This is a genomic window from Deinococcus marmoris, from assembly GCF_001949125.1.
Lineage (GTDB): Bacteria > Deinococcota > Deinococci > Deinococcales > Deinococcaceae > Deinococcus > Deinococcus marmoris_A.
The window spans coordinates 1-13,154 of the sequence record NZ_MSTI01000171.1; the positions used below are offsets into that span (position 1 = coordinate 1).

A 13,154-nucleotide genomic window follows, 5' to 3' on the forward strand; every position below is an offset into this window, starting at 1 on the left:
GGAGTGGCTCGAGCCGCTTAAACTGGGCTTGGGTCAGGTCCGATGAGTAAGGCTTGCGTTTCACACCTCAAGCTTGCCACCGGATCGGACCCTTTATAAACACGCTCTTACGAGGATGAGCTGGAATATGCCCTGCTACTGGCCCGGCCCGCCATTAAAAGTGAGCTGACTCCGGTGTTGCGCGCCGTGCTGGACAGGTTTCTGAAACTTCCAGACCCACAACTTGCCCAGTACGGGCGCTGGCTGGACCAATTGAACTTGCCCGCCACCCGTCAGGCCATCACTGCCTTTCTTCAGGAGCAACCATGACCCTTCCCAATTCATCCGTTACCCCTGAACGCCTGCGCCGCTGGAGACTCGTGCTGGGCGGTGGCGAGGCCGATGGCGTCAGCGGCGAGGGCGGCCAGGACATCGGCCTGTCCATCGAAGACAAACGCATGGACGACGCCCTGAGCGGCCTCTACGACGCCCCCACGGGTTCCCGGCGCGGCGGCCTGGGCGCAAGTGCGCCGAAGGTGGCCCGCTGGCTGGCCGATCTGCGCGAATTCTTCCCTGCTGACGTGGTGCGCGTGATGCAGGAGGACGCCATCGAACGCCTGAATCTCACGCAACTCCTCTTCGAGCCGGAAATGCTGGAAAACGTCGAGGCCGACGTGAATCTGGTGGGTACGCTGCTCACGCTCAAGGGCGTGATGCCCGCCAAGGCGAAAGACGCCGCCCGCGCCGTGGTCCGCAAAGTGGTGGATGACCTCAAGAAGCGTCTGGAAGAACCCACCCGCGCCGCCGTTTCGGGCAGCCTCAACCGCGCCCAGCGCAACTTCCGCCCGCGTGGCCCCGAGATCGACTGGAACGCCACCATCCGCGCCAACCTCAAATCTTATCTGCCCGAAAAGCGCACCATCATCCCCGAACGGCTGATCGGCTATGGGCGCAAACGCCGCAGCCTGCGCGACATCGTGCTGTGTCTGGATCAGTCGGGCAGCATGGCCAGCAGCGTGGTGTACGCGGGCGTGTTCGGCGCGGTGCTGGCCAGTTTGCCCGCCGTCAGCACCCGCGTGGTGGTCTTCGACACCGAAGTCGCGGACCTCTCCGAGAACCTGAGTGACCCGGTGGACGTGCTGTACGGTATCCAGCTCGGCGGCGGCACCGATATCAACCGCGCTCTGGCTTACTGCCAGGGCGTGATCCAGCGCCCCGAACAGACCATTCTGGTCCTCATCAGCGATCTGTACGAGGGCGGCAACGAGCGCGAGATGCTGGCCCGCGCCCGCACCCTCAAGGATTCGGGTGTGAATATGATCGCCCTGCTAGCCCTGTCGGATGACGGCGCACCCAGCTACGATCACGGCGTCGCGCGGGCCTTCGCGGGCCTGGGCATTCCTTCCTTTGCCTGCACCCCCGATCATTTCCCCGGCCTGATGGCGGCGGCCATGCGCGGCGACGATGTGGCGGCCTGGGCCGGAACGCAGGGCATCGTGACGAGGGGTGGAGTGGCGGGCTGAGAACAAGAGCCTTTCATGTGCCAGGTCTGTGTCCTGAATAGACGAACGCTTAGCCCCACCTTTCCCTTATCCCTGCACGGGATTGTCATCCTGCCTTGTCTGGCTGCCCACACGCGTGATACCTTTACGTTTGGCTTGTATTGGGCCTGGAGGTTGCGTGGCAAGACGAAGAATGCCGGAACAGCGGGAAAAGAAGAAGAAGGAAGAGTCCGATACCGTACGCGCTGAGGGCGTGGTGACAGAGGCATTGCCCAACACCACCTTTCGCGTAAAGCTGGATACGGGACACGATCTCCTGGCTTACATCAGCGGAAAGATGCGGATTCACTACATCCGTATCCTGCCTGGTGACCGTGTGGTTCTGGAAATCAGCCCGTACGACACGTCGCGCGGGCGCATCGTCTACCGCCGCTGACCGTCTCAGGGCTGAGGCACACCACAGATTCCCTCTGACAGAAGGTGAGACGGGGGTCGAGCGCTGCTAATGCACAGCAGGCGGCGCGAGGAGGAAGCATGAAAGTTCGCAGCAGTGTCAAGAAAATGTGCGACGGCTGCAAGGTGATCCGCCGTCACGGACGGGTGCTGATCATTTGCAGCAAGGAAGTCAAGCACAAGCAGAGGCAAGGTTAATGGCCCGCGTTGCAGGCGTCGATCTGCCCCGCGAAAAGCGCATTGAAATCGCGCTGACCTACATCTACGGCATTGGCCTGACCCGCAGCAAGGAAGTCCTGGCGCGTACCGGAATCAACCCCGACACCCGCGTCAAGAACCTCTCGGAAGCGGACCAGTCCACCCTGCGTGAAGCCGTGGAAAAGACCTACAAGGTTGAAGGCGATCTGCGCTCCGAAGTCGGTCAGAACATCAAGCGTCTGATGGACATCGGTGCGTACCGTGGCCTGCGCCACCGCCGTGGGCTGCCCGTGCGCGGCCAGCGCACCAAGACCAACGCCCGCACCCGCAAGGGACCGCGCAAGACTGTGGCTGGTAAGAAAAAGGCCGCGAGGAAGTAAGCCATGGCGAAATCTACCAAGGGCAAGACCCCGCGCCGCGCCCGGCGCAACATCAGCGCTGGCCGCGCCTACGTGCATGCCAGCTACAACAACACGATTGTCACCATCACCGATCTGGACGGCAACTCTGTCGCCTGGAGCAGTGGCGGGACCATCGGCTACAAGGGCAGCAAGAAGGGCACGCCCTACGCGGCCCAGCTCGCCGCCGCCGACGCCGTGAAGAAGGCCCAACAGACCTTCGGCATGAACATCGTCGACGTGGTGGTGCGGGGCAGCGGCTCGGGCCGCGAACAGGCCATCCGCGCCATTCAGGCCAGCGGCATTGAAGTGAAGTCCATCATGGACGACACCCCCGTGCCTCACAACGGCTGCCGCCCCAAGAAAAAGTTCCGCGCCTAGTGTTTTTTAGAAGAGTGCTGAACTAGAGTTTTCGCGCGCGCCCACCTGTCCCGCCGCCGCTGTTTCCTTTTGGGGAAATGAAAGCTGCAACCACCAGCAATGGCGGCGGGTAAGCAGAGGGCCGCAGACCCGGCAGGGCATCGTTCCTGACCGCACCAAGGAGATCAATCAATGGGTCGTTACCGTGGATCAATTACTAAACTGAGTCGCCGTGAGGGCATCAACCTTGCGGAAACAGAGAAAGTCCAGAAATATTTGGACAAGCGCCCCTACCCGCCGGGCCAGCACGGCCAGCGCCGTGGCCGTGGTCGCCCCAGCGATTACAGCGTGCGTCTGCGTGAAAAACAGAAGCTGTCGCGTCTGTACGGCATGGGCGAAAAGCAGTTCCGCAACCTCTTTACCGAAGCCTCCGAAGTTCCCGGCGTCACCGGCACCGTGTTCCTGCAATTGCTGGAACGCCGCCTGGACAACGTCGTGTTCCGCATGGGCTTTGCCAGCACCCGCCGTCAGGCCCGGCAGTTTGTCGGCCACGGTCACATTCTCGTGAACGGCCAGAAGGTCGACGTCCCGAGCTACCGCGTCAAGATCGGCGATGAAATCGTCGTGGCAGAAGGCAGCCGCTCGATGGGCTTTATCCAGGAAAACATGGAAGCGCAGAAGCGCCGCCGCGTGGCTCCCTGGGTCGAACTGAACCCCGAAACCTTCACCGGCACCTTCGCCCGCCTCCCGGCGCGTGAAGATCTGGCGCTGCCGATCAACGAGAACTTCATCATCGAGTACTACTCGCGTTAACGGAGGACCCATGGATCAAAAGCGCCCTCAACTGAAAGCCCGCGTGGACGGCGATTACGGCGAATTCGTCCTGGAACCGCTCACGCGCGGTTACGGCGTCACCATCGGGAACCCCATCCGGCGCATCCTGATGTCCTCGATCCCCGGCACGGCTGTTACCAGCGTGTACATCGAAGACGTGCTGCACGAATTCTCCACCATTCCTGGAGTCAAGGAGGACGTCATTCAGATGATCCTCAACCTCAAGGAACTGGTCGTGAAGTTCCACGCTCCCGGCCCCAAGACCCTGACCCTGCGCGCGCAGGGCGAGGGTGTGGTCAAGGCCAGCGCCTTTGAAGTGCCCAGCGACGCCGAGATCGTCAACCCCGATCTGGTGATCGCCACCCTGGCCGAGGACGGCAAGCTGGTCATGGAAGTGCGCGTGGAAGAAGGCGAGGGCTATGTTCCCGCCGATAAGCACGCCACCAAGGACCGCATCAACTCCATTCCGGTGGACGCGGTGTTTTCCCCGGTGCGCCGGGTGGCTTACCACGTCGAGAACACCCGCGTGGGACAGCAGACCGATCTGGATCGTCTGATCCTGCGCGTCTGGACCGACGGCTCCACCGGCCCGCAGGACACCCTGGACAAGGCGGTGGAGATTCTGCGTGAAGAGCTGAACGTGTTCGGCAACGTGGAAAACCTGCCTGCCCTGACCCCGGAGTTCACCCAGCAGCCGGTTTACACCCCCAGCGCCCCCGTGATGCCGCAGACCGGCGTGTACGATCTGCCCCCCACCAGCCCCACGACGTTGAATCTGAACCCCGGCGATTACCCCGCCGAGATGGATTCGCCGCGTGTAACGCTGGAAGGGCTGGGTCTGACCACCCGCGTGCTGCATTCCCTCAAGGAAGAAGGCATCGACAGCGTGGACGCGTTGTGCGCGCTGAGCGACCGTGATCTGAAGAAGGTTCCCGGTATTGGCGAGCGCAGCCTGGATGAGATCAAGCAGCAGTTGGCCCAGTTCGGGCTTGCCCTGCGCGACTAAACCATTTTCCGGCCCCTGTCCTCTAGGGGCCGCGTTTTGAAGGAGAACACCCATGCGCCACGGTAAAGCCGGACGCAAGCTCAACCGCAACAGCAGCGCCCGCACCGCCCTGGCCCGTGCCCAGGCGACGGCGCTGCTGCGCGAGGGCCGCATCCAGACGACCCTCACGAAGGCCAAAGAGCTGCGCCCCTACGTTGAGAAACTGATCACCACCGCCAAGGGTGGCGACCTGCATGCCCGCCGTCTGGTGGCCCGCGACATCCATGACAACGACGTTGTCCGCAAGATGATGGATGAAGTGGCCCCCAAGTACGCCGAGCGTCCCGGCGGCTACACCCGCATTCTGCGCATCGGCACCCGCCGGGGCGACGGCGTGACGATGGCCCTGATCGAACTGGTCTGAGCTAGACCTGTTTTGAATGCCCCCGCGTAGTGCGGGGGTTTTTCATTTCCTGGCGCGTGCGATCACAATGAACTCGCCGTCGCCCCGGCCCACGTCTTCACGTCCCCAGCCCCCGTAGATTGCCTCAATCTCGAAACCGGCGGCTTCCAGGCTGGAGCGCAACTTGCATTCTGGGCGGAAGTGGAGGGTCAGACGGGAGAGCAGCTCACGTTCAGCCCTTGTAACAGTTGCCGCGAAAACGTAATGCTGAACGAAGGTCACCAGTTCGCCCGCAACCTCTGTCACTTCCGTCCATGCCACCAGACCGCGCCCATCGGGCAATCGTGTCTGCTCGCGTGAGTCGGACGGATTCCAATCTTCCCAGCCCCGCGCCGCTGGATCGCGGGAGTCGAAAACCAGTCGGCCTCCCAGAACCAGGGCACGGTGAAGGTCTGCCAGCAGCGCTGCCCATTCCGCGTCGTTCGTGATGAACTGGGCGACATGGTTGGTCATCAGGGCCAGATTGAAGGTTTTCGCGGGCGCGTGAGCTGAGGTTCCTTCAATCCAGGTTATCTGCTCGGCTCTGGGTTTGGCCCTCGCCACGTTAAGAGAGGCGGTGGCGGGGTCGATGCCCGTCACGCTATGGCCCGCTTCAGCCAGCGCTAACGTGATCTGGCCTGTGCCGCAGCCGAGATCGAGAATGCGCGAATGCGGAGACTCGTTCGCCAGGTCCAGAAAGAACTGATCTGATGGTCCCCAGGGACCGAGCATGTCGTACAACTGCGCCAGGCGCGGGTCATTGAATTCGGCGTTCTGCATTTCAGCCAATCTACGGGTTCAGAGACGGCCTTTTCATCCGCACGATGACGCACTTCCAGCCTGCCCCGCCTGCTACGCTTTGCCCCATGACCCCCACCCTGATCATCGTGCCTGGACTGGGCGACAGCGGGCCGCAGCACTGGCAGACGCTGTGGCAGCACAAATTCGGTGCCGAGCGTGTGCGCCAGGACGACCCGGAAAATCCCCTGCCGGAAGTCTGGGCCGCCCGGCTGCATGAGGTGATCGAGGCCACACCGGGGCAACTGGTGCTGGTGGCCCATTCGGCAGGGGTGGCGACGGTGGCCCACTGGGCGCAGCTTTCTGGCGGCGAGGATATGGCGAGGGTGCGCGGCGCGTTGCTGGTGGCTCCCGCCGATCCAGAGCAGCCGGGCATGGCTGAGTTGCACCCCCAGCTTCTCGCGCTGGCCCCGTTGCCCCTGGATGAGTTGCCCTTTCCCGCGCTGCTGGTCTACAGCGAGAACGATCCGTACTGCACACCAGAACGCGCCGAGGCGATGGCTGAAGCCTGGGGCGCGGCTGCGGTTTCGGCGGGCGAGGCAGGGCATATCAATGCCGAGAGCGGGCATGGTGAGTGGCTGGACGGCGAAATCCTCCTCAGTGAGGTGCTGCATGCCTGGACGCCGCCGGATGTGGTGCGGTTCTGAAGTAGTTTGTAGAACAGTAAAAAAGCCACCCCATCGTGCGGGTGGCCTTTTTCTGAATGCGGAGTTTAGTTGGCGCTGACGGTGCTGCTGTCGTTGCTGGCAGCCGCCGTGCCGATGTGCTTGTCCAGCAGGGTTTCAAAAGCCCGCTTGGGCTGCGCGCCCACCACGCCTTCTACTGGCTCGCCATCCTTGAACAGGATCAGTGTGGGGATGCTCATCACGCGGAACTTGCCCTGGGTCACGGGATTTTCGTCCACGTTGACCTTGCCGATCTTGACGCGGCCCTCGTACTGTCCGGCCAGTTCCTCGATCACGGGGGCGATGATGCGGCAGGGGCCACACCAAGGTGCCCAGAAGTCCACCAGGGTCAATCCGCTGGCAATTTCGTCGCTAAAGTTGGTATCTGTGAGTTCCAAAGGCTTCATGGAAACAACTATACGCCCCGTGCCCCGCGCATGGATTGGGCGGGCATGGGGGGTCGCTTAGGCGTCATTCATGCGTGGTGGGGGCGGTTGCAATGTGGGCGGGTTAGGCTGGGGCCATGTTTAGCGCTGCCGATCAGCAGACCTTCGGGAAAGGGGTGGCCCTGTTCGGTTCCGGCCAGTGGTGGGAGGCGCACGAAGCCTGGGAAGAACTGTGGCTGGAGGCTGGCGGGCAGGAACGCGCCTTTCTGCAAGCATTGATCCTGCTGGCGGCGGCCCTGCACAAGCGCTGGCACCACGGCAGCCTGACCGGGCGCAATTTTCACAAGGCCGTCAAATATCTGGATACCCTGCCGGACGAATACGGCGGCGTGGATCTGGTCCGGCTGCGCGCGGAGGTCTGGGAAGCGCTGCACACGCCGGGTGTGTTTCCCCAGGTGCCCCCCAGCGGGTGAAGGCTCTGTCTGCCTCGCGTCCGCTATCCTGCCGGGATGCCCCTGCACTACGCCGGGGCAGAGAATTTGAGGGATCGGGAGATGGATTTTATGGATATGAACGCACCACGGATTGCACTTTTTATTGACGGGGCCAATGTCTACTCGGCGGCCAAGCGGCTGGGCTGGAACTTCGATCACCGCAAGATACTGGACCACTTTGCCGCGCAGGGCACCCTCTACAACGCCTTTTACTACACGGCGGTGCCCCTGCCCATTGACGACAAGCAGCGCCGTTTCACCGATGCGCTGACCTACATGGGCTACACCGTCCGTACCCGCCCCCTGCGCGAGAGTACCGACGAGAACGGCGACACCTCCCGCCGCGCCAGCCTGGACATCGAGATCGTCACGGACCTGCTGACCACCACCAATCTGTACGACACCGCCGTGCTGCTGACCGGAGACGGTGATTTCGAGCGCCCGGTGGAGGTGCTGCGGGCGCGGGGCAAACGCGTGATCGTCGCCAGCATCCCCGAGATGACCAGCTACGAGCTGCGCAACGCCGCCGACCTGTACGTGGACCTGGGCGACCTGCGTGCCCAGATCGAGCGCCCCGGCTACCGCCTGCCCAGCGAGGGGCGGGGGGAACAGCGCAGCCCGGACACGAAGGCGGCGGAAGGACGTCCCTTCTACATGACCGCCGCGCTGGCCGAAAACGATGAGCGCTGAAGCCGGGGCAGCGGCGGGCAGCCTGCCCATCGCGCTGGACGCGGCAGGCGGGGACCACGGCGCGGTGCCCAATGTGGAGGGCGCAGTTCTGGCGGCGCGGGCGGGGGTGAGTGTGCTGCTGGTGGGTGAGCGGGTGGCCCTGCACGCCGAACTGGGCAAGTTTCCGGGCAGCGCGGCCCTGCCGCTGGAAATCGTGGACGCCAGCGACGTGATCGGCATGGACGAACACGCCAGCGATGTCCGCAGCCGCACCGGGGCCAGCATCAACGTCTGCACCCGGCTGGTCAAGGAGGGCCGGGCCGCCGCCGCCGTCAGCATGGGGCACAGCGGCGCGACGATGGCCTCGGCGCTGCTGACCTTCGGGCGTATCAGGGGGGTGGAGCGCCCGGCCATCCTGACCCACCTGCCCGCGCGCGGCGGCATGACCACGCTGCTGGACGCGGGGGCCAACGCCGACGTAAAGGCCAGCTACTACGCGCAGTGGGCACGGCTGGCCACGGTGTACCTGAAGGTACTGGAGGATCAGGATAGCCCCACCGTGGGTCTGCTCTCGATTGGCGAGGAGGACCACAAGGGCAGCGCGCTGGTCATCGAGGCCCACGCCCTGTTGCGCGGGCTGCACGGTCAGGGCATCAACTTCCACGGCAACGTGGAGGGCCGCGACATCTTCCTGGGGACCACCGATATCGTCGTGACCGACGGCTTTACCGGTAACGTGGTCCTCAAGCTGGCCGAGGGCGAGGCCAGGGTGATGTTCGGCTGGATACGGGACGCCCTGAACAGTGGCCTGAAGAGCAAGCTGGGCGGCCTGCTGGTGCGCGGATCGCTGCGCGGGCTGGCCGAGCGCATGGACCCCAGCACCTACGGGGCCAGCATCCTGATCGGGGTAAAGGGCCTGGCCTTCATCGGGCATGGGGGGGCCAATGCCACTGCCGTCAAGAACGCCCTGCTGCGCGCCTCCCGCGCCCACGAGGGCAGGCTGCTGCCCCGCCTGGAAGTGGCCTTCGGGGAGGGGGCTGCGCCGCTGGCCGGGACCGAGGGTTAGGGGAGAGGCATAGCTTCGGAAAAACGCGCCCTGGCCCTGCTCAGCGCGCGTTTTTCCTTTCCTACTTCGCCCGCGCCGCGCCGGACCATAAGGAGTTCGCCTAGCCACACTGCCTCCCCGGTCCCGCCGAGCCGCTATCCTGCGGGCATTCACCAGCACGACACAAGGGGGACAGGCGCATGAAATATGAGCCAGGCGAGAGCTTTTTTGACGAGATGTTTGCGGCGGACGGGCAGGTGCGTCCGCACTATCAGGGATTGCAGGAATACATCGATTCTCTGGGCGTTCCCGAGTTTCAGCGGCGGCACGGCATGCTGGATCTGGCCTTCCGTAACCAGGGCATCACGTTTACCGTTTACGGCGACTCCAAGGGCACCGAGCGGACGTTCCCCTTCGATCCGGTCCCGCGCGTCATCCCGGCTTCCGAGTGGGCGCATCTGGAGGCAGGGCTGACCCAGCGCGTCAAGGCGCTCAACCTCTTCCTGAACGACATTTACGGTGACGCGCAGATTCTCAACGACAACGTCGTCCCTGGCGAACTGGTCTACACCTCGGCCCATTTCCGGCGCGAGGTCCACGGCGTCACGCCGCCCGGCGGCATCTATACCCACATCGTCGGCAGCGACCTGATCCGCGACGAGAAGGGCGAGTATCTGGTGCTGGAGGACAACCTGCGCTCGCCCAGCGGCGTGTCGTACCTGCTGTCCAACCGGGACGCCATGCGCCGCATCTATCCCAAGATGTTCGAGGGCCAGGGCGTGCGCTCGGTGCAGCATTACGCCACCTCGCTGCTCTCGCTGCTGCAATCGGTCAGCCCGCGCGACAACGGCACGGTCGTGGTTTTAACCCCCGGCATGTACAACAGCGCGTACTTTGAACACGCTTATCTGGCGCAGCAGATGGGCGTGGAACTCGTCGAGGGCCGGGACCTGTTCGTGGACGCGGGCCGGGTCTGGATGCGGACCACCGGGGGGCGGCAGCAGGTGGACGTGATCTACCGCCGCATCGACGACGATTTCATCGACCCGCTGGCCTTCCGCCGCGACAGTGCGCTGGGCGTGGCCGGGCTGATCGAGGTCTACCGCCAGGGCCGCGTGGCCATCGCCAACGCCGTGGGAACCGGGGTGGCCGACGATAAAGCCGTTTACGCCTACGTGCCCGACATGATCAAGTATTACCTGAACGAGGAACCGCTGCTGAACAACGTCCCCACCTTCCTGGGCAGCGACCCGGACCACCTGGAACATATCCTGGCCAACGCCGCCAACATGGTCATCAAGGCCGTGGGCGAGGCGGGCGGCTACGGCATGCTGATCGGCCCCGCGTCCACCGAGGAAGAGGTGGCGGAATTTCTGGTCAAGGTCAGGGACAATCCGCGCGACTTCATTGGGCAGCCGGTGGTGGGTCTGTCGCGCCACCCGACGTTCTACCCCGACAGCGCCGAATTTGAAGGCGCGCACATCGACCTGCGCCCCTACATTCTGTGCGGCAAGGACGAGGTGACCATCGTGCCGGGCGGCCTGACCCGCGTGGCGCTGCGGCGCGGCAGTCTGGTGGTCAATTCCTCGCAGGGCGGCGGCAGCAAAGACACCTGGGTGCTGGACCACGACGGCCCGGTGACGCCACAGGGCCAGAGCCAGATGATGCACGGCGACGGCCAGAGCCAGTCCCAGAGTCAATCTCAGTCCCAGTCCGGTGGCGCTTCGCAGTCGCAGACCCAATCCCAGCCCGAGAGTTCGCCGGGGGGGCATTCGTATCAGCAGGAACTGGAGAAGGACGTTCTTGAGGACGCCACTCTGGAAGGCTCTGTGCTGGAAGACACCGCGCCGGAAAACTCAGCCGGGGAGGACAAATAATGCTGCTGTTATCCCGACTGGCCGAGAACCTGTTCTGGATCGGGCGTTACGTGGAGCGCGCCGAGAACACCGCCCGCCTGCTGAACGTCAACTATTACGCTGGCCTGGAAATCTCGGGCCGCGCCCGCGAGTACTGGACGCCGCTGCTGGAACTGACGGGCGGCGAGGCGCAACTGCGCGCCAAGTATGGACGCCTGGATGCTCGCAGCGTCAGCTCGTGGATGGCTTTTGACCGTGACAATCCCTCCAGCATCGCCAGCAGTCTGGCCCACGCCCGCGAGAACGCCCGTGGCCTGCGGGACCGCCTGCCCAGCGAGATGTGGGAATCACTGAACCGCAGTTACCTGACGCTGTGCTTCGAGAATGTGGACGTGCTGGACCGCGACGGCCTGTTCGAATACTGCACCGCCGCGCGTGACGCCTCGCAGTTCTTTTTCGGGATCGCGTTTGCCACCCTGCCGCGCGACGAGGGCTGGTCCTTCATGCGCGCCGGGCAGATGCTGGAACGCGGCGACAACACCCTGCGCGTGCTGCAAAGCCGCTTCAAGGACGCCGACGCGCTGGCCGCACGCGGCGATCCGGCGGGCCGCGCCTTGCAGGACCAGCGCTGGGTCAGCACCCTCAAGGGGGCCAGCGCCAACGAGGCGTACCGCAAGAGTGTCCATACCGGGATCACGCCCATGCGCGTGACGGATTTCCTGCTGCTGGACGAGTATTTTCCGCGCAGCGCGCGTTACAGCGCCATGAATCTCAGCGAGGCGCTGGAGCAGATCGACCGGCATCACCCCGGCGCACACCCGGAGATTCTGCGGCTGTCGCGCTGGCTGGTGGCCCGGCTGCAATACGCCCGCGTCCACGACATTATCGAGAAGGAAGATCCGGGCCTCGAGACCCTGGTGCAGGACTTCAACCGGGTCGGCGCGGCCATCACTGCGGCCTATTTCGAGGAGGAATGATACGGGTTCCGTCTGTTTCATGCAGAAATCGGGACAGCGCCGATTCCTGCACTCCACGCCCGGAACCCGTTTTTCTCCTTCTCACTGTCTTGTCCAGAGCAGCGCCCATGAGGACGCTTGGACGCCCGTTCGGATTTCCAGGTGTTTCCAACACCTTTCAATCGGAGTTTGTATGAGGCGGCCTCTGCGGCTCCTCGTCCCCGATTCGTCTGCCCTGCGCCACATTCGCCTTCCCGTGGCATGTCAGACTGCCCGGCAGAACCGCTAGAGGGTTCCCCCACTTATGCGTTGCGAAATCCGGCACACCACCGAGTACCACTACCCCAAGCCCGCCTGGAACTCGTTTAACCAGGTCAGGCTGCATCCTTCCAACGAGACGCGCCAGAGCGTGCGGCTGTTTCACCTGAACGTGACCCCCGACGCCGAGATCACCTCGCACAAGGACTACTTCGGGGCCATCGTCCACCACGTCCACGTCCACGAACACCACCGCCATCTGCTGATCGAGGCGCAGGCGATTGTGGATACGCACGCCGTCACGCTGCCCATTTCCACACCGTTCAGCGAACTGCGGCCCGAGCGTGGGCGCAACTCCGAATTTCTGGTCCCCAGCCCGCGCGTTCCCAGTGGCAGATGGCCCGAGTTGTTCGGCGTGGCCCGCCCTGGCCCTGGCGACGATCTGCCCGAATTTCTGCTGGAACTGACCAGTCACCTGCGCCGCCGTTTCACCTACGATCCCAGCGCCACCGACGTGCGGACCCCGCTGGCCGAGTTCGCGCAGACCGGGCATGGCGTGTGCCAGGACTTCACGCACGCCATGCTGGGCATCACCCGGCAATTGGGGATTCCGGCCCGCTACGTCAGCGGCTACCTGTACAGCGGCGGCGAGATGCGCGGCGCAGAGGCCACCCACGCCTGGGTGGAGTGCCTGATTCCCGGTTACGGCTGGCTGGGCTATGACCCCACCAACGACTGTCTGGCGCTGGAAAAACACATCAAGATCGGCCACGGGCGCGAATACAGCGACGTTTCCCCGGTGCGCGGCACCTATTTCGGCGGTGGCCAGGGCACGTTGGAAGTAGCGGTGCATGTCTACGCCGATCAGTAAAGCGG

Annotated in this window: 17 protein-coding genes; 15 read left to right on the forward strand and 2 right to left on the reverse strand. The window is 64.1% G+C overall.

What is annotated here, in order from left to right:
• The first annotated feature begins 305 nt into the window (after positions 1-305).
• The 8 genes from BOO71_RS24420 to rplQ all read left to right on the forward strand — a co-directional run bounded on the left by BOO71_RS24420 (position 306) and on the right by rplQ (position 5,133).
• Complete coding sequence (locus tag BOO71_RS24420; RefSeq protein WP_075836855.1) at positions 306-1,502, forward strand: VWA domain-containing protein; 1,197 nt, start codon at positions 306-308, stop codon at positions 1,500-1,502.
• A 172-nt stretch (positions 1,503-1,674) separates the two neighbouring features.
• Positions 1,675-1,917, forward strand: a complete 243-nt coding sequence (infA, locus tag BOO71_RS24425; protein WP_029483509.1) for a translation initiation factor IF-1 — start codon at positions 1,675-1,677, stop codon at positions 1,915-1,917.
• A 98-nt stretch (positions 1,918-2,015) separates the two neighbouring features.
• Positions 2,016-2,132 carry a 50S ribosomal protein L36 gene (gene rpmJ / locus BOO71_RS24430; protein ID WP_029476433.1) on the forward strand — a complete coding sequence of 39 codons (117 nt, stop codon included), beginning with the start codon at positions 2,016-2,018 and terminating at the stop codon, positions 2,130-2,132.
• Positions 2,132-2,512: a 30S ribosomal protein S13 gene (gene rpsM / locus BOO71_RS24435; RefSeq protein ID WP_075836856.1), complete on the forward strand. Its 381-nt coding sequence runs from the start codon at positions 2,132-2,134 to the stop codon at positions 2,510-2,512. Before rpmJ ends, rpsM begins: the two co-directional genes overlap by 1 nt.
• Positions 2,513-2,515: 3 nt before the next feature.
• On the forward strand, positions 2,516-2,911 hold the full coding sequence (rpsK, locus tag BOO71_RS24440) for a 30S ribosomal protein S11 (protein ID WP_029476431.1): 396 nt from the start codon (positions 2,516-2,518) through the stop codon (positions 2,909-2,911).
• Between the two features lie 171 nt (positions 2,912-3,082).
• Complete coding sequence (gene rpsD, locus BOO71_RS24445) at positions 3,083-3,703, forward strand: 30S ribosomal protein S4 (protein ID WP_029483507.1); 621 nt, start codon at positions 3,083-3,085, stop codon at positions 3,701-3,703.
• A 10-nt stretch (positions 3,704-3,713) separates the two neighbouring features.
• Positions 3,714-4,730, forward strand: a complete 1,017-nt coding sequence (locus BOO71_RS24450; protein WP_029483506.1) for a DNA-directed RNA polymerase subunit alpha — start codon at positions 3,714-3,716, stop codon at positions 4,728-4,730.
• A gap of 52 nt (positions 4,731-4,782) precedes the next feature.
• Positions 4,783-5,133: a 50S ribosomal protein L17 gene (gene rplQ / locus BOO71_RS24455; protein ID WP_029476425.1), complete on the forward strand. Its 351-nt coding sequence runs from the start codon at positions 4,783-4,785 to the stop codon at positions 5,131-5,133.
• A gap of 42 nt (positions 5,134-5,175) precedes the next feature.
• Here rplQ and BOO71_RS24460 read toward each other — a convergent pair whose 3' ends face one another.
• Positions 5,176-5,931, reverse strand: a complete 756-nt coding sequence (locus tag BOO71_RS24460) for a class I SAM-dependent methyltransferase (RefSeq protein ID WP_075836857.1) — start codon at positions 5,929-5,931, stop codon at positions 5,176-5,178.
• An 86-nt stretch (positions 5,932-6,017) separates the two neighbouring features.
• Here BOO71_RS24460 and BOO71_RS24465 point away from each other — a divergent pair, with 86 nt between their 5' ends.
• Complete coding sequence (locus BOO71_RS24465; protein ID WP_075836858.1) at positions 6,018-6,596, forward strand: RBBP9/YdeN family alpha/beta hydrolase; 579 nt, start codon at positions 6,018-6,020, stop codon at positions 6,594-6,596.
• A 65-nt stretch (positions 6,597-6,661) separates the two neighbouring features.
• On the opposite strand, the gene trxA is transcribed toward BOO71_RS24465, so the two are convergent.
• Positions 6,662-7,021 (reverse strand): thioredoxin, encoded by a 360-nt coding sequence (gene trxA, locus BOO71_RS24470; protein WP_075836859.1) that lies wholly within the window; start codon positions 7,019-7,021, stop codon positions 6,662-6,664.
• A gap of 116 nt (positions 7,022-7,137) precedes the next feature.
• Here trxA and BOO71_RS24475 point away from each other — a divergent pair, with 116 nt between their 5' ends.
• The 6 genes from BOO71_RS24475 to BOO71_RS24500 all read left to right on the forward strand — a co-directional run bounded on the left by BOO71_RS24475 (position 7,138) and on the right by BOO71_RS24500 (position 13,149).
• On the forward strand, positions 7,138-7,473 hold the full coding sequence (locus tag BOO71_RS24475; RefSeq protein ID WP_075836860.1) for a DUF309 domain-containing protein: 336 nt from the start codon (positions 7,138-7,140) through the stop codon (positions 7,471-7,473).
• A gap of 96 nt (positions 7,474-7,569) precedes the next feature.
• Positions 7,570-8,184: a LabA-like NYN domain-containing protein gene (locus BOO71_RS24480; protein ID WP_139323183.1), complete on the forward strand. Its 615-nt coding sequence runs from the start codon at positions 7,570-7,572 to the stop codon at positions 8,182-8,184.
• Entirely contained in the window at positions 8,174-9,229 is a 1,056-nt protein-coding gene (gene plsX, locus BOO71_RS24485) for a phosphate acyltransferase PlsX (RefSeq protein ID WP_075836862.1), read from the forward strand. The genes BOO71_RS24480 and plsX overlap by 11 nt, the downstream gene beginning before the upstream one ends.
• A gap of 179 nt (positions 9,230-9,408) precedes the next feature.
• Positions 9,409-11,085 carry a circularly permuted type 2 ATP-grasp protein gene (locus BOO71_RS24490; protein WP_083653802.1) on the forward strand — a complete coding sequence of 559 codons (1,677 nt, stop codon included), beginning with the start codon at positions 9,409-9,411 and terminating at the stop codon, positions 11,083-11,085.
• Positions 11,085-12,041 (forward strand): alpha-E domain-containing protein, encoded by a 957-nt coding sequence (locus BOO71_RS24495; protein WP_075836863.1) that lies wholly within the window; start codon positions 11,085-11,087, stop codon positions 12,039-12,041. Before BOO71_RS24490 ends, BOO71_RS24495 begins: the two co-directional genes overlap by 1 nt.
• Positions 12,042-12,324: 283 nt before the next feature.
• Entirely contained in the window at positions 12,325-13,149 is an 825-nt protein-coding gene (locus BOO71_RS24500; RefSeq protein WP_075836864.1) for a transglutaminase family protein, read from the forward strand.
• Positions 13,150-13,154: the final 5 nt, after the last annotated feature.